Annotated in this window: 13 protein-coding genes, 1 tRNA gene, 1 rRNA gene and 1 pseudogene; 12 read left to right on the plus strand and 4 right to left on the minus strand. The window is 62.3% G+C overall.

Features of this window, described 5'->3' with window-relative positions; genetic code table 11:
- A pseudogene (locus BVH06_RS25490) lies at positions 1-138 on the plus strand (IS4 family transposase); the annotation flags it as partial.
- Between the two features lie 41 nt (positions 139-179).
- On the opposite strand, the gene gabT reads toward BVH06_RS25490, so the two are convergent.
- Positions 180-1,460 carry a 4-aminobutyrate--2-oxoglutarate transaminase gene (gene gabT / locus BVH06_RS16370; protein WP_027909035.1) on the minus strand — a complete coding sequence of 427 codons (1,281 nt, stop codon included), beginning with the start codon at positions 1,458-1,460 and terminating at the stop codon, positions 180-182.
- A gap of 151 nt (positions 1,461-1,611) precedes the next feature.
- The gene (gene gabD, locus BVH06_RS16375; RefSeq protein ID WP_027909036.1) at positions 1,612-3,060 is read right to left on the minus strand and encodes an NADP-dependent succinate-semialdehyde dehydrogenase; all 1,449 of its coding nucleotides are present in this window, start codon (positions 3,058-3,060) and stop codon (positions 1,612-1,614) included.
- A gap of 348 nt (positions 3,061-3,408) precedes the next feature.
- Here gabD and BVH06_RS16380 point away from each other — a divergent pair.
- Positions 3,409-3,485 (plus strand) — tRNA-Arg (locus BVH06_RS16380).
- Positions 3,486-3,685: 200 nt separating this feature from the next.
- A complete protein-coding gene (locus tag BVH06_RS16385) occupies positions 3,686-4,516 on the plus strand; it encodes a DUF1206 domain-containing protein (RefSeq protein ID WP_075928392.1) in 831 nt (276 codons plus the stop codon).
- A 20-nt stretch (positions 4,517-4,536) separates the two neighbouring features.
- Here BVH06_RS16385 and BVH06_RS16390 read toward each other — a convergent pair whose 3' ends face one another.
- Complete coding sequence (locus BVH06_RS16390) at positions 4,537-5,457, minus strand: LysR family transcriptional regulator (protein ID WP_075928391.1); 921 nt, start codon at positions 5,455-5,457, stop codon at positions 4,537-4,539.
- Between the two features lie 107 nt (positions 5,458-5,564).
- Here BVH06_RS16390 and BVH06_RS16395 point away from each other — a divergent pair, with 107 nt between their 5' ends.
- From BVH06_RS16395 to BVH06_RS16435, 9 genes are all read left to right on the plus strand, one after another.
- Positions 5,565-6,236: an RraA family protein gene (locus BVH06_RS16395; protein ID WP_075934794.1), complete on the plus strand. Its 672-nt coding sequence runs from the start codon at positions 5,565-5,567 to the stop codon at positions 6,234-6,236.
- 111 nt (positions 6,237-6,347) lie between these two features.
- Entirely contained in the window at positions 6,348-7,403 is a 1,056-nt protein-coding gene (locus tag BVH06_RS16400) for a TRAP transporter substrate-binding protein (RefSeq protein WP_075934795.1), read from the plus strand.
- A 229-nt stretch (positions 7,404-7,632) separates the two neighbouring features.
- Positions 7,633-8,238 carry a TRAP transporter small permease subunit gene (locus BVH06_RS16405; RefSeq protein WP_075934796.1) on the plus strand — a complete coding sequence of 202 codons (606 nt, stop codon included), beginning with the start codon at positions 7,633-7,635 and terminating at the stop codon, positions 8,236-8,238.
- A 1-nt stretch (position 8,239) separates the two neighbouring features.
- Positions 8,240-9,520, plus strand: coding sequence for a TRAP transporter large permease (locus BVH06_RS16410; RefSeq protein WP_075934797.1), 1,281 nt, complete (start codon positions 8,240-8,242; stop codon positions 9,518-9,520).
- Between the two features lie 472 nt (positions 9,521-9,992).
- Positions 9,993-10,532, plus strand: coding sequence for a TRAP transporter small permease (locus BVH06_RS16415; protein ID WP_075928386.1), 540 nt, complete (start codon positions 9,993-9,995; stop codon positions 10,530-10,532).
- A complete protein-coding gene (locus BVH06_RS16420) occupies positions 10,532-11,815 on the plus strand; it encodes a TRAP transporter large permease subunit (protein WP_075928385.1) in 1,284 nt (427 codons plus the stop codon). The genes BVH06_RS16415 and BVH06_RS16420 overlap by 1 nt, the downstream gene beginning before the upstream one ends.
- A 25-nt stretch (positions 11,816-11,840) precedes the next feature.
- The gene (locus BVH06_RS16425) at positions 11,841-12,839 is read left to right on the plus strand and encodes a TRAP transporter substrate-binding protein (protein WP_075934798.1); all 999 of its coding nucleotides are present in this window, start codon (positions 11,841-11,843) and stop codon (positions 12,837-12,839) included.
- 299 nt (positions 12,840-13,138) lie between these two features.
- Positions 13,139-13,942: a carbon-nitrogen hydrolase family protein gene (locus tag BVH06_RS16430; protein ID WP_075928383.1), complete on the plus strand. Its 804-nt coding sequence runs from the start codon at positions 13,139-13,141 to the stop codon at positions 13,940-13,942.
- Between the two features lie 10 nt (positions 13,943-13,952).
- Positions 13,953-14,738: an HpcH/HpaI aldolase/citrate lyase family protein gene (locus tag BVH06_RS16435; RefSeq protein ID WP_075934799.1), complete on the plus strand. Its 786-nt coding sequence runs from the start codon at positions 13,953-13,955 to the stop codon at positions 14,736-14,738.
- A 444-nt stretch (positions 14,739-15,182) separates the two neighbouring features.
- Here the strand turns inward: BVH06_RS16435 and rrf are convergent.
- Positions 15,183-15,298 (minus strand): 5S ribosomal RNA (gene rrf / locus BVH06_RS16440).
- Between the last annotated feature and the right edge of the window lie 192 nt (positions 15,299-15,490).

A 15,490-nucleotide genomic window follows, 5' to 3' on the forward strand; every position in this document is an offset into this window, starting at 1 on the left:
GGCAGAAGGTTGGCTGAGCTGCGGGGAGGTATCGGAGGAATGTTTCTGGATCACCGTCCAAGGCCGGGAAGACCCAGGACGGTGAAGATTTCCAAAACCCGATATCCAGTGGATCGTAAGGCTGCTCCGCTTAAGTGAACAGCATTACCGCCGAAGCGGGTCCTTTTCAACGGCGTGGCTTACGCCAGTTCGTCGAAGCACTCGGCCACGATGGCGATGCCTTTTTCCAACTGGGCGTCCGGGATGGTGACCGGCATCAGGAAGCGCACCACGTTGTAGTAGGTGCCGCACGACAGCAGGATCAGGCCCTTCTCGCGCGCCTTGGCGACGATCTTGCCAGTCAGTTCGGCAGCCGGCTTGCTGTGGTCGCCGCCTTCGAACAGCTCGATGGCGACCATCGAACCCAGGCCGCGCACGTCGCCGATCACCTTGTGCTTGGCGGCGATGTCACGCAGGCCAGCCTTGAGCTTCTCGCCAACGGCGTTGGAGCGATCCAGCAGCTTCTCTTCGTCGAACACCTTGAGTACGGCCAGGGCCGCAGCGCAGGCGATCGGGCTGCCGGCATAGGTGCCGCCCAGGCCGCCGGGGGCGATCTTGTCCATGATCTCGGCCTTGCCGCTGACGCCGGAGATCGGGAAGCCGCCGCCGACCGACTTGGCGAAAGTGGTCAGGTCCGGCACCACGCCCAGTTGCTCGGTGGCGAAGAAGGTGCCGGTGCGGCCAGCGCCGGTCTGCACTTCGTCAGCGATCAGCAGGATGCCGTGCTGGTCGCACAGGGCGCGCAGGCGCTGCATGAAGGCTGGCGAGTTGACGTAGAAACCACCTTCGCCCTGTACCGGCTCGATGATGATCGCGGCGATGTCCTGGGGCTGGGCATCGTTCTTGAAGATGCGCTCGATGCTGGCAATTGATTCATCTTCGCTCACGCCATGCAGTTCGCACGGCGCAACGGCGCGGTACACGCCAGCAGGCATCAAGCCCATGCCGGCGGAGTACGGCACGACCTTGCCGGTCAGCGACAGGGTCATCATGGTACGGCCGTGGTAGGCACCCGTGAAGGCGATCACGCCAGCACGGCCGGTAGCGGCACGGGCGATCTTCACGGCGTTCTCGACGGCTTCGGAGCCGGAGGTGACCAGCAGGGTCTTCTTGGCGAAGTCGCCAGGTACGCGCTTGGCGATTTCTTCGCACAGCTCGATGTAGGGCTCGTACGCCAGCACCTGGAAGCAGGTGTGGGTCAGCTTGGTCAGTTGTTCCTGAACGGCGGCGACCACTTTCGGATGCAGGTGACCGGTGTTCAGTACGGCGATACCGCCGGCGAAGTCGATGTACTCGCGGCCTTCGACGTCCCACACGGTGGCGTTCTCGGCGCGCTCGGCGACGATCGGGTGGATCTGGCCGACACCGCGCGGTACGGCGGCCTGACGGCGTTGCAGCAGGGATTCGTTGGTCTTGCTCATGGCTTCCTCATTCACCGCTCATCGTCGGTGTGGTTCAAGGATGACGCATCCCGCTGCAGCCACGACAGCATGCGATGATCGACTGCCGGGCCTTGCGGGATACAGGGAGAAACCTGTGTTGCGCCGCCGCAGCGACGCAGTTCGATCAGTGTTAAATGCTCAGGCAGAGGTACTTGATTTCCAAATAATCCTCGATGCCGTACTTGGAGCCTTCACGGCCCAGGCCCGAAGCCTTGATGCCGCCGAACGGCGCCACTTCGTTGGAAATCAGGCCGGTGTTGATGCCGACCATACCGTATTCCAGCGCCTCGGCCACACGGAACACACGGGAGAGGTCACGGGCGTAGAAGTAGGAGGCCAGGCCGAACTCGGTGTCGTTGGCCATGGCGATCACTTCGGCTTCGTCCTTGAAACGGAACAGCGGCGCCAGCGGGCCGAAGGTTTCGTCCTTGGAGACCAGCGCGTTCTTCGGCACGTCGGCCAGAATGGTCGGCTCGAAGAAGGTGCCGCCCAGGGCGTGGGTCTTGCCGCCGGAGAGGATCTTGGCGCCTTTGGAAACGGCGTCCTCGATGTGCTCCTTGACCTTGGCCACCGCCTTCTCGTCGATCAGCGGGCCGGTGGTGGTGCCGTCTTCCAGACCGTTACCGATCTTCAGCTTCTCGACCGCGACCTTGAGCTTCTCGGCGAAGGCATCGTAGACGCCGTCCTGCACGTAGATGCGGTTGGCGCACACGCAGGTCTGGCCGTTGTTGCGGTACTTGGAAATGATCGCGCCTTCGATGGCCTTGTCCAGGTCAGCGTCGTCGAACACGATGAAGGGTGCGTTGCCGCCCAGCTCCAGGGACACCTTCTTGATGTCCTGAGCGCATTCGGCCATCAGCTGGCGACCGATCTCGGTGGAACCGGTGAACGACAGCTTGCGCACGATCGGGTTGCCGGTCAGCTCGCCGCCCACTTCACCGGCGCTGCCGGTCACCACGCTGAACACCCCAGCCGGGATGCCGGCACGGGTGGCCAGCTCGGCCAGGGCCAGAGCGGAGTAAGGCGTCTGCGAAGCCGGCTTGAGCACCATGGTGCAGCCGGCGGCCAGGGCCGGGCCGGCCTTGCGGGTGATCATCGCCGCCGGGAAGTTCCACGGCGTGATAGCCGCGGTGACGCCGATCGGCTGCTTGATGACGATCAGGCGCTTGTCGGCCTGGTGACCCGGGATGGTGTCGCCATAGACGCGCTTGGCCTCTTCGGCGAACCACTCGATGAAGGACGCCGCGTAGGCGATTTCGCCCTTGGCCTCGGCCAGTGGCTTGCCCTGCTCGATGGTCATCAGGCGCGCCAGGTCTTCCTGGTTCTCCAGCATCAGCTCGTACCAGCGACGCAGCTTGGCGGAGCGCTCCTTGGCGGTCAGCGCACGCCAGGCCGGCAGGGCCTTGTCGGCAGCTTCGATGGCGCGGCGGGTTTCAGCAGCGCCCATCTTCGGCACGCTGCCGATCACTTCGCCAGTGGCCGGGTTGGTCACCTTGATGGTCTGGCCGCTGTCGGCATCAGCCCAGGCGCCGTTGACGAAAGCCTGCTGGCGGAACAGTTGCGCGTCTTTCAGTTGCATGGCGATCTCCTCTATCCCGGCACCACGGCGCCAGGAGATGACGAAAGAAGCTGGGAGCGAACCCAGGCGTGGGTTGGAGCGACAGGCTAGCTGCGGCCTGCAAATTCGAACGGAGTGCGCCGCCGCGAGTTCAGCCGGCCGACACCATCGTTTGAAATATCAAACAGATCGTAAGATCAGGTCGATCAAAGGGCAATAGGCCGTTCAAGAAAATTAACAGCCCGCGGATGGGCGGGGATTCCGGCCGGCTTTCTTTATAGCCCAAACCAGCCGCCCAGGCCCGCCGAACGAGCCCTACGTCCAGCATGGACGCACGCCAACGACATGCGTATGATTGCGCCCCGCAACGCACTCGTAGCTCAGCTGGATAGAGTACTGCCCTCCGAAGGCAGGGGTCGTGGGTTCGAATCCCGCCGAGTGCGCCATATCGCTGTTTCCTCCACCCGACAGGTGACCAGGAAACGCAACACGAAGCCCGCCCTGTGCGGGCTTCGTCGTTTCTTGCGTCAGGCAGGTCTTTCGGCGCCGCTGTCACGCCCTTCCGAAACCGCTGGCCAATCAATCGAAACCGCAATCCGCCCGCGGGTGTCAACTGCATCGCGACCACCCACTCAGGATGCTGACCATGTACAACCCGGCCATTCACGCCAAAGGCGAACTCTCGCGAGGCATCGTCTGGCTCGCCCGGACTGGCTACGCGGCGCGTGGCGTGGTGTACCTGATCATCGGTACCTTCGCACTGCTCGCCGCAAGAGGAAGCGGGGAGACGGTCGGCACAAAGGGCGCCATCTCGCAACTGCTGGGGCAACCGTTCGGCGAGACGCTGCTGTGGATCATGGTGGTCGGGCTAATCGCCTACGCCGCCTGGCGGCTGACCCAGGCGATTGCCGATCCGGAAGATCACGGCACCGACGCCAAGGGGCTCGCCGCGCGTGCAGGCCTCGTCGGTGGCGCCATCAGTTACAGCCTGCTGACTCTGTTCACGCTGGGCCTGCTGGGCAGTTCGCTCGGCGAGTCTTCCGGGGGTGGCAAGGGCGGTGAAGACTTTCTCTCCGGCCTGCTGGGCTGGAAGTATTCGAACTATCTGGTTTACCTGGTGGCGCTGGTGCCTCTGGGCGTCGGCATCGCGCACATCATCAAGGGCTGGAAAGCCAAGTTCGAAAAGTACTTCTCGGCCTCGGACGACGTCATGCGCTGGGTAACGCCCATCTCCAAGGTTGGCCTCATCGCCCGCGGCGTTTCCTTTCTGGTGGTGGCCGGCATGCTGTTCAGCGGCGGTACCCGTTATGAACCCACCTCCCCACCAGGCCTCGAGGACGCGCTGCACGCTTTGCAATCCTTGCCCTTCGGCGCCTTCTGGCTGGGGTTGATTGGCGCGGGCCTGATCGCCTTCGCGCTCTACAGTTTTGCCGAAGCGATCTGGCGACGTATCGACACGGCGGCGGTCTTCGACTGACCCCAGGCTTCAGATCTCCGTCAATCGCCCTCCAACACCTCCGGCCCGACCAGAAACTTCTGCCGCAACAGCGTTTCCCGGGTAATCGCCACCAGCGCATCGATCTGCATGTCGGGCATTTCCGTCATGTAGGAGAGGCAGAAGCGCGCCGGCGGGATGGGCGGGTCGCAGGGCAGGGTTTTCAGCAGGTTGAGGGCGAGCATTTCACGGATCAGCGGTACCGGCAGGATGCCGATGGCATGGCCGGCGGAAACCAGCTTGGCCATGAAGCTCAGGGAGTTGCTGGAGTGGAAGGCTTCGGACGGCGCGTTGCCGCCCTTGAGCCAGTTCTCGACCACCGAGTACAGCGTCGAAGGCGCCGAGTGGCTGACGATGGGATGGCCGGCGGCGTGCTCGGGCAGGAAGGGGTCGGCGTCGATGGCCAGTTGCGGAGCGGCGACCCACTGGAAGGTCATCCAGCCGATGAAGATGTCGGTGACGTCCTCGCGGGTCGCCGGGTTGGTGAGCAGCGCCAGATCCAGCTCATGGTCGTTGAGCTTGCGGTTGAGCACCGCGCCGACGTCGATGGTGATTTCCAGGGTGATTTCGGGAAAGTGCGCCTTGATCTCGGCGATCACCGCGGTCAGGCCGACCATCGCCGAGCATTCGTCGGCGCCGAGGCGCAGCCGGCGGTGCTGCTTCTGCTTGGCGGCGAATTGCTCGAGTTTCACGCTGTTGTTGAGCGCCAGTTCGGCGTGGCGCAGGGCGATATGGCCATCGGCGGTGAGGGTCATGCGCTGCTTGCTGCGGTCGAACAGCTTGACGCTGAGCAGTGATTCCATCTCGCGGATGCGTGAGGAAATGGCCGGCTGAGTCAGGTGAAGGTGGCGAGATGCAGCATGTACGCCGCCCAGTCGGGCAGTCCAGTAGAAGGCCTCGATCTGCATCAGGGTAATTCGCATGATAAAAATCGTCCCCTCTTACGTCCGCTGATTTTTATTATCGCCACAAAAACATGCTTGTTAGGATCGGGCCCACTTCTTGCCCAAAACGAATAATTAAACAGCGCATGTATATTATCGAAGCACTTCCCGAGGCGATTAATCCAGAAGAACTTTCCGTTCTTTTGCGCGCCGAGCCCGCCACCATCGGCCATTTCATCACCACCGGCATATTGAGCCCGCAAATCAGGGCGCACTTGGAAAATGTGCGTACCGTGGGCACTGCGGTGACGGTTAAGATGCCTGGCGCCGATGGCGGCATCCTCCATTACGCGATGGGTTGCGCCAGGCCGGGTGACTTTCTGGTGGTCGACCGCTGCGGCGAAAGCGTGACCGCGGCCATGGGTGGTGCCATGGCCTATGCCGCCAAGCAGGCGGGCATAGCCGGGATCATCATCGACGGCTACGTCACCGACCTGGGCGAGCTACGCGAGCACGGCGTGCCGGTGTGGTCCTGGGGCGCCAGCGCCATCACCACGCGGGTGAAGGGTGAGGAAGGCGAATTCTGTACCCCGGTGCAGTGCGGCGGGGTCGTCGTGCGGCCAGGTGATGCGGTGATCGCCGACGAGAACGGCATCGTCATCCTGCCGCCCGCCCAGGCACTGGCATTGGCCCACCGCGCCATCGAGTTCCAGGAGAACGAGAAGCACACCCTGGCGCGCCTGGCCCAGGGCGAAAAGTTTCCCGACGTGGTGGGCTCGCGCCCGCTGATCGACGCGGCCATCGACCGGGCGCGCTGACCTCGGTCGCACCGCGCAAGGTCAGGCGCGATGACAATTCCAATACTGACCCGCTGCACCTTTCATCAGGTTTCTGCCCCGTAGCTCCCCCAGAAAAACAACAGGACTACCATGAAACTGTATTCGCTCCCCAGGGTGATCCTGGCTGCGCTGGGCTGCGCGATTGGCGCCAGCGCACTTGCGGACGATGCGTCGTCCGTCCATTTCAACGTGGTCGGTGGCGGCAGCCACAACTACACCTTTCGCGCCGTCGAGCGCCCGTTCTGGACCGAAACCCTGCCCGCCAACTCGGACGGCTCTGTCACCGCTCGCCTGATGGGGCTGTCGGAAAGTGGCCTCAAGGGGCCGGAGATGGTGCGTGTACTGCGCGCAGGTGCCGTCGAGATCGGCATGGGCGTGTTCGCCTTCGTAGCCGGCGACGATGCGGCCTTCGAGGGCATCGACCTGCCCGGCATGGCTGCCGACATCGCCACGTCACGGCAGATCGCCGATGCCTACAAACCGGTGCTCGAAGCACGCATGGCCGAGCGTCACGGCGTCAAGCTGCTGGCCACCGTGCCCTATACCGCCCAGGTGTTCTTCTGCCGTGATGCGGTGAATGGCCTGGACGACCTGAAGGGCCGCAAGGTGCGGGTACGCGGTCGCAACATGGCGGACATGGTCAGCGCGCTCGGCGCATCGCCGGTCACCCTGCCCTTCGCCGAGGTGGTCACGGCCATGCAGACCGGCGTCATCGACTGCGCGGTAACCGGCATGGGTTCGGGCAATGCCGCCAAGTGGTACGACGTGGCGGGCTACGTCTACGACCTGCCAGTGGACTGGTCGATCGGCTTCTACGCCATGGGCCTGCAACGCTGGCAGCAGCTCTCTCCCGATATGCAGCGCCTGCTGCAGGCCCAGGCACAAGTGCTGGAGGACGCCCTGTGGACGGAAACCGCTCGCGAGAACCGCTATGCGCTGGCCTGCAACACCGGCGCCGCCGACTGCCAGATTCATCACCCTGCCGGGATGCAGGCCAGTGCGCCGACCGAAGACGAGCGCGCCAGGCTGCGCGAGGTCGTACTGCGCATCGCAAATGACTGGGGCAAGCGCTGTGGCGCCGACTGCGTGCAGCAATGGAATGCAACGGCGGGCAAGGCGGTCGGCGTAGCCCTGAAAGATCCCTGAGAACCTGTTCACGATCTGCTGCGCGTCGGCCCTACTGCGTTAAAAACAAGCTCGGAATGCTCATTTACAGCTCGTAAAGTCGAGCGCGACTCCGACCGCTTCCTCACTTGTTTTTGCCTTGTAGGGCTCTAGCTCGCTAGATCGTGAGCAGGTTCTGGGCACAGCGAAAGCCTCGCACGAAGCGGCGCTTGCCGCGCTGAACTCCACCCGTTCGCGGAGAAACCTGCTCATGCAACCTGACGACACCCCGAGCCTCCGGCTCATCAACCGCATCGCCCGGGCCAGCGCCTGGATGGGCGGCATAGCGCTGACGGGCTCGGCCCTGATGATCAGCATCGATCTGCTGCTGCGCCGCCTGCTGGGCTTTTCCATGGGCGGCGCCGATGAGATCGCCGGTTACGTGCTGGCCATCGTCAGCGCCTGGGCCTTTCCCATCGCGCTGCTCAGGCGCTCCCACTTGCGTGTGGATATCCTCTATTCGCGCCTGTCGCTCAAGCCCAGAGTCGGTCTCGATCTGCTGGCCCTGGCCGGCATGGCGCTGTTCGTCGGCACGTTGCTGTTCCATGTTGGCGGAGTTCTGTGGGATTCCATCGCCTATCGCTCGATTTCCACCACGCCGTTGCAGGTGCCGCAATGGATTCCCCAGTCGCTGTGGTTCGCCGGCTACCTGTTCTTCGCCTCGACCATTCTGGTACTGGGCTACAACAGCCTGATGCAGCTGCGTCAGCAACGCTGGGCCGCAGCCAACGCGCTGATCGGCATCAACTCGGTCGAGGAGGAGATCGAGGAAGAGTCCCGCTCCAGCCGTGGTGCAACCACCCGGGAGGGGCGCTGAGATGCTGGCATTCACCCTGATCGTATTGCTGGGCCTGCTCGGCCTCAGCGTGGCCGCGGCAGTCAGCGTGGGCCTGCTGGGCATGTCGCTGGCCGAGCTGTTCTCGACGTTGCCGCTGAGCAATGCCATGGGCGAGATCGCCTGGAGCACCGGCGCCGAGTTCCTGCTGGTGGCCATTCCGCTGTATGTGCTGATGGGCGAGCTGCTGGTCTGCTCGGGTGTGGCCGGGCGCATGTACAGCGCGGCGGACAAGTGGCTATCGTGGCTGCCGGGCGGCCTGATGAATTCCAATATCGGCGCCTCGGCGCTGTTCTCCGCCACCAGCGGCTCCAGCGTGGCCACGGCGGCGACCATCTCGACCATCGCCCTGCCGGAGCAGGTACGCAAGGGCTATCCGGCGCCGCTGTTCCTCGGTTCGATCGCGGCGGGCGGCACCCTAGGTATTCTGATTCCGCCGTCGATCAACATGATCCTGTTCGCGCTGATCGCCAACATCTCGGTACCCAAGCTCTACCTGGCAGCGACCATCCCCGGCCTGCTGCTGTGCCTGATGTTCGTGGCGATGATCGTGATCACCTGCATGATCTGGCCGAAGCTCGGCGGCACCCGGCAACATGCCACCTGGGCCGAACGCCTGGCGAGCATTCCCGACCTGCTACCGCCGCTGGCGATCTTCGTGCTGGTGGTCGGCGCCATCTACAGTGGTTTCGCCACCGCCAGCGAGTCGGCGGCACTCGGTGTGCTGGCGGCGTTCGGCCTGGGCCTGTGGCGCCGCACCTTCACCTGGCAGAACCTGGGGCAGGCGTTCGAATCGACCATGCGCACCAGCGGGATGATCATTTTCATCACCCTGTCGGCGTTCTTCCTCAACTTCGTGCTATCGGCTATCGGCCTGACGCCCACACTAGTCAGCTTCGTCACCGACCTGAACATGTCGCCGATGGCCACGCTGCTGGCGATCATCCTGTTCTACATCGTGCTTGGCTGTTTCATGGACACCTTGGCGATGCTGATCACCACCGCGCCGCTGGTGGTGCCGGTAATCGTGGCACTGGGTTTCGACCCATTGTGGTTCGGGGTCATCCTGATCGTGCTTTGCGAGATGGGGCAGATAACACCGCCGTTCGGCATGAACCTGTTCGTGGTGCAGAGTATTCGCAACAAGGGCAATTTCATGGATGTGATTTACGGCGCATTACCCTTCTGCTTCGTACTGTTGTTACTTATCGCGTTATTGATTGTATTCCCGCAGCTGGCCCTGTGGCTGCCACAGCTCGTCTGATCACCTGGTAAAACTTAATATTTATAAACCTGCCTGGAAATAATCAACCACTCTACTTATTTCTGCAAAAGGATTTGCATGCACGTCTATGACGCTCATTTTCCATCACACCCGATACGCCAGCATCCCACGATGCTGGCGGCATTCGCGTGCCTGCCTGATTACTTGCCATAAATAAATGCGCGTCATGCTGCCGAGTGCGCCGTTATATGCCGGAGTGCGCCGCCAACTGCCATTTTTATCAGCCTAATAAAAACATTGAATCCGACTCTTCGGGCAGTTGCGTTGACACTTATCGGCATTCAGAAAAGAATCAACTACCGCATATAAACATTCAACCAATAATAAAAAGGTGATCAATGCCCGCCCCCGACGACACGGCCAGCGCTGCCGTATCGGACGCCTTCGCGCGCGCCGAAAACAAGGCAACTTTCCTACTTCGCTCATCTGCCCATTCGCCGGAGAGCGCACCATGAAAAGCATTCTGACTATCTACTTCGCCACGCTGAAAGTGCTGATCGTTTCCAGCCTGGTCTGCATAACCCTGTTGATCTTCTCCAATGTGGTACTGCGATACGGCTTCAATTCCGGGCTGTTCTTCAGTGAGGAGATCTCGCGGTTGGCCTTCGTCTGGCTGGTGTTCGCCGGGGCTCAGCTGATGCTCCACGAGAACGGCCATATCGGCGTCGATATCGTGACCAGCCGCGTATCGCCCGCGGTCGGCAAATACCTGTTGCTGCTCACCCAACTGCTGATGCTCTACGTCACCTGGCTGTTCCTGCAGGGCAGCTGGAAGCAGACGCTGATCAACCTGCACGTCGGCGCACCCTCGACCGGTGTGTCCATGGCGTTGTTCTACGGCGCCGGTCTGGTGTTCTCGGTGCTCAGCGCCGCGCTGATCGCCGCGCAGATGATCGACAACCTGAGAAAGCCGGCGGGCAGCTACATCCCGCGCACTGCCGAGCCCGACAGCCATGTCGCGCCGACCACCCAACCTGGGGTACTGAAGTAATGGCCCTTACCGTCTTCGTTGGCGTGCTGATGGCCGCCATTCTCATCGGCGCCCCCATCGCCTATGCGCTGATCCTCTGCGGTGTGGCGCTGATGTGGCTGCTGGGCCTGTTCGATGGGCAGATCATCGCGCAGAACATCATCAACTCCGCCGGCAGCTTCCCCCTGCTGGCCATTCCGCTGTTCATCATCGCCGGTGAGGTGATGAACAGCGGCGGGTTGTCCAAGCGCATCATCAACCTGGCCATCGCCATGGTCGGCCACCTGCGTGGCGGCCTCGGTTACGTGACCATCTTCGCCGGCGTGCTGCTGTCCAGCCTGTCCGGCTCGGCACTGGCCGACGCCGCCTCGCTGACCGCGCTGCTGCTGCCGATGATGGTCATCGCCGGCTACAACAAGAACCGCTCTGGCGGCCTGATCGCCTCGGTCTCGGTGCTCGGCTCGATCATCCCGCCGAGCATCGGCTTCGTGGTGCTCGGCGTAGCATCCGGCCTGTCGATCACCAAGCTGTTCCTCGCCGGCATCGCCCCGGGGCTGATGATCGCCGTGGCGCTGTGCGTGGCCTGGTGGCTGGTGTCGCGCCGCGACACCGACGTGAAATTGAGCCCCAAGGCATCCGGCAAGGAGCGCGCCAAGGCGTTCGTCGACAGCATCTGGGCGCTGATGCTACCGGTGATCATCGTCGTCGGCCTGCGCTTCGGGGTGGTCACGCCGACCGAAGCGGGCGCCGTGGCCAGCGTCTATGCGCTGCTGGTGTCGGCACTGGTGTACCGCGAGCTGAACCTCAAGGATCTCAACGCGTTGCTGCTGCGCGCCGGCAAGACCACCGCGGCGGTGATGTTCCTGGTCGCCGCCGCCTCGATCCCGGCTTGGATGATCACCATCGCCGATATACCTGGGCAGATCATCGACTTGATCGAGCCGGTGATGGACAACCCGAAGTTGCTGATCCTGGTACTGATGCTGCTGATCCTGGTGATCTCCATGGTCATGGACCTCACCCCGACCGTACTGCTGCTCGCGCCGATCCTGGTGCCGGTGGTAACGGCGGCGGACATCGACCCGATCTATTTCGGCGTGCTGTTCATGATCAATTGCTCCATCGGCCTGATCACCCCGCCCGTGGGCACGGTGCTCAACGTGGTCTGCGGCATCGGCCGAATGCGCTACGAGGCGCTGCTCAAGGGCACTTTCCCGTTCCTGATCGCCGAAATCATCGTGCTGTTCCTGCTCGTCGCCTTTCCGCAGCTGGTCACCGTGCCGGCCGAATGGTTCGCCAAATAACAACAACCACAACAAGGATTTCACCATGAAGATGAAACTGACCGCACTAGCCGCGTTGCTGCTGGCCAGCAGCCTGAGCTTCGCCGCCGAGTACAACTCGCACACCATCAAATTCGCCGCCACCAGCCCCAAGGGTACGCCGCCGGCCATCGGCATGGAGCTGTTCGCCAAGAAAGTCAGCGAGCGCAGCGGTGGCAAGATCAAGGTTCGCACCTTCCCCAATGGCGTATTGGGCGGCGATGTGCAGGTGCTGTCGTCGCTGCAGGGCGGGGTGATCGAGATGATGACCTGGAATGCCGGGCTGATGCTCAACCACGTCACCGACTTCGGCATCCTCGACTTCCCGTTCCTGTACACCGACACCGCCAAGGTCGATGCCATGCTCGATGGTGAGGTCGGCAAGATGCTCACCGATCAGCTACCCGAACAGAATCTGGTCGGCCTGGCGTTCTGGGAGCTGGGCGTACGCAACCTGACCAACAACAAGCGCCCGGTCGCCAAGCTGGAAGACATCGCCGGCCTGAAGATCCGCGCCCAGCAATCGCCGCTGTTCCTCGACGTGTGGTCGGCCCTCGGTGCCAACCCGACCCCGCTGCCGTTCACCGAAGTTCACACGGCGCTGGAGACCGGTACGGTCGATGGCCAGGAGAATCCGGCAGCACTGATCCTCGCCTCCAAATTCAACGAGGTGCAGAAGTACCTGAGCCTCACCCACCACAACTACAACCCGCAGATCGTACTGATCGGCAAAGGCTTCTGGGACAAGCTCAACGACGACGAAAAGAAGCTGATCAGCGAGGTGGCCATGGAGGTGCGTCTCGAGCAGCGGCAGATCTCCCGCGAGGCTGACAGCAAGGCCATCGCCGAGCTGGAGGCCTCCGGCATGCAGGTCAACGAGCTGCCTGATGAAGAAGTCGCCCGCATCCAGGAAAAGATCCGCCCGGTCGTCGACAAGTACGCCGCCAAGATCGATCCGCAGCTCGTGAAGAAGGTTTACGAGGCTATGGACGTTACCCAGCCCTGAGTACCTGCTCACGATCTTCCAACCCAGGTTCGTCGGTTTTGGCAGCCAAGGGGCGGGGGCGGCTGTTATCCAATCCACTGTGGGAGCCGCGACCTCGCGGCGATTCGCTCAGGCACCGCCGATAGGCAGTCAGGCAGCGATCGTTTCGCCCCGAGGTCGGGGCTCCCACAGGTTGGTTTGAGTGTCTTGCCACGTCATGCACGCAAAGATCGTGAACAGCCCCTGATCACCGCAGCACCGCTGCACGAACAAGCGCGCCCGATTCCCTGGGCGCGCTCTGCCACCTATAGAGGAAACCCATGAAAATTTCGGTCGCGCAGATTCATCCCGTCCCCGGCAACCCGACTCAAACCATCGAAAAGGTCGCCGAGCTCTCGCGTCAGACGGCGCAAGAAGGCTCGCGCCTGATCGCTTTTCCAGAATGCCTGCTCACTGGCGGCTCTTTCGACAGCCGTGAAGACCTGGAGCGTGGCGCCATCGAGATCGAGGCGCTGGCCCCGTTGCTGGCGGTGAGCGCAGAGACCGGCATCTATATCATCGCCGGCTTCTACGAGCGCCTGCCGGATGCCATCTTCAATACCGCCGCACTGATCGGCCCCGAAGGTATCGTCGGCCTGCATCGCAAGCGTCACCTACCGTTCATGATCGGCGACCGTTTCACCGATACCCCGGATGAGTGGACGCCACCGGTATTCGATACCGAGATCGGGCGCATCGGCATGGCCATCTGTTACGAAATCCGCTTCCCGGAAGTGGTCCGCACCTTGGCCCTGGAAGGCGCCGACATCGTCGTACTGCCGGCCGCATGGCCAGAACAGGCACGCATGCTGCCGGACATCTTCAGCACCGTGCGAGCGGCCGAGAATATCGTCTACTTCGTAGCGCCGAACCGTAACGATATGGACGGCGGCATGCAGTTCATCGGCATGAGCCACATCATCGAGCCGTCCGGCAAGACGCTGGTGCGTGCTGGCGCGGAGGACGGCGTGTTCACCGTCGAGATCGACGTGGAGAAGGCCCGCAACAAGTCGCTGATCCGCGAGCCCGGTGTGTTCGAAGTGCATCCCTTCCGGGATCGCCTGCCTGACACCTACCGTATCTGAGGGCGCCCCGATGACCAGCACACTGAAACAGCTGATGGCACGCGGCACCACCTATGGCATGAACATCTACAGCACCGCATCGATGCCCATCGAAGTGGCCGGCAACTGGGGCCTGGACTTCGTGTTCATCGATGCCGAACACACCTCGCTCGGCGTCGATCGTGACATGGAGAAACTGATCCTGGCGGCCAAATGTTCGAATATCCATAGCCTGGTGCGGGTGCGCGGCACCCTTGACTGGGATATCCGCAAGGCCCTGGAAATGGGTGCCAGCGGCGTGATCATCCCGCAGGTGCACAACGCCGAGCAGATGCGCAGTATCATCCGCAGCGGCAAATTCCCACCCATGGGTCGCCGTGGAGGGGACAGCTCGGTCCGCTCCGCCAACTACGCCGGGCCGAATTTCGACTGGGGCACTTATACACAGGCGGAGAACGAGCGCACGGTGATCGTACCGATGGCCGAGAGCTACGAGTTCTTCGACAACATCGACGCGATCCTCGACGTCGAGGGCATCGACGCCGTGCACTTTGGCCCGGCCGACTATTCGTTGTCACGCCAGTTGCCAGTCGATTACCGCCTGGGTAACCCTGAAGTGCTGCAGCGCCTGGAACTGCTGATCGAGAAATGCCACGCCCGCGGCATCCAGGTCATGGTCCCCTGCTTCCCAGCCGACGGCGAAACCGCCAAGCGTCTACTCGACATGGGCAGCGACATGCTGCTGATGGGCAGCGACCTGTCCTGGCTCAACCAGGCTGGGCGCAGTATCGCTGCGGTGAGAGAGCAGTTGCAGTAATCAGGTAACCACGTAAACGACGAAGCCTGCGCTATGCGGGCTTCGTTGTTTCTGAAGAACGAATGTTTAGGGGCTGGCTACCGAAAAAAGCCGAGCTAGAGAGTCTTGCTGTCACGTTATGGCGCGGTATGTGCTGCGGATAGGCAGGAGATAACTAGCCGGCGCTATGCCCCCCAACCAGCTCCCTGGGTTACGCCTCCGGCTAACCCAGGCTACGAGAGCCCGCCAAGCACCGTAGGGTGGAAGACGCTTCACCCTTCCACCGCTGATTCGCAGCCCACCAGAATCCCGGACGCGTAGCCTGCGGTTGGGCGAAGCGCTCCCCAGGTCAGCTTACCTTCTGGCCGCCTGCCTGATGCTGCTGGGTATTAGGCCTTTGGAATTTTCCTGGCCCCAAAAGACGAAACCCCAGACCTCTGTCGAGATCTGGGGTTTCTTATAGAAGCTTGACGATGACCTACTCTCACATGGAGAAGCTCCACACTACCATCGGCGATGCGTCGTTTCACTACTGAGTTCGGGATGGGATCAGGTGGTTCCAACGCTCTATGGTCGTCAAGCAAACTGGTTGCTGCTTCGGGGTTTAGCCGCTGCAGCGAATTGCGTATGTGATGTCGGTTGGTATTACGTGTTCTCGCAAATTTTCGGCATTACTGTCGACTTCAACCGTCTAACAGCCAAATTGTTTGGGTGTTATATGGTCAAGCCTCACGGGCAATTAGTACTGGTTAGCTCAACGCCTCACAACGCTT

The organism is Pseudomonas sp. PA27(2017), assembly GCF_001945445.1.
In the GTDB taxonomy this organism is placed as follows: domain Bacteria; phylum Pseudomonadota; class Gammaproteobacteria; order Pseudomonadales; family Pseudomonadaceae; genus Aquipseudomonas.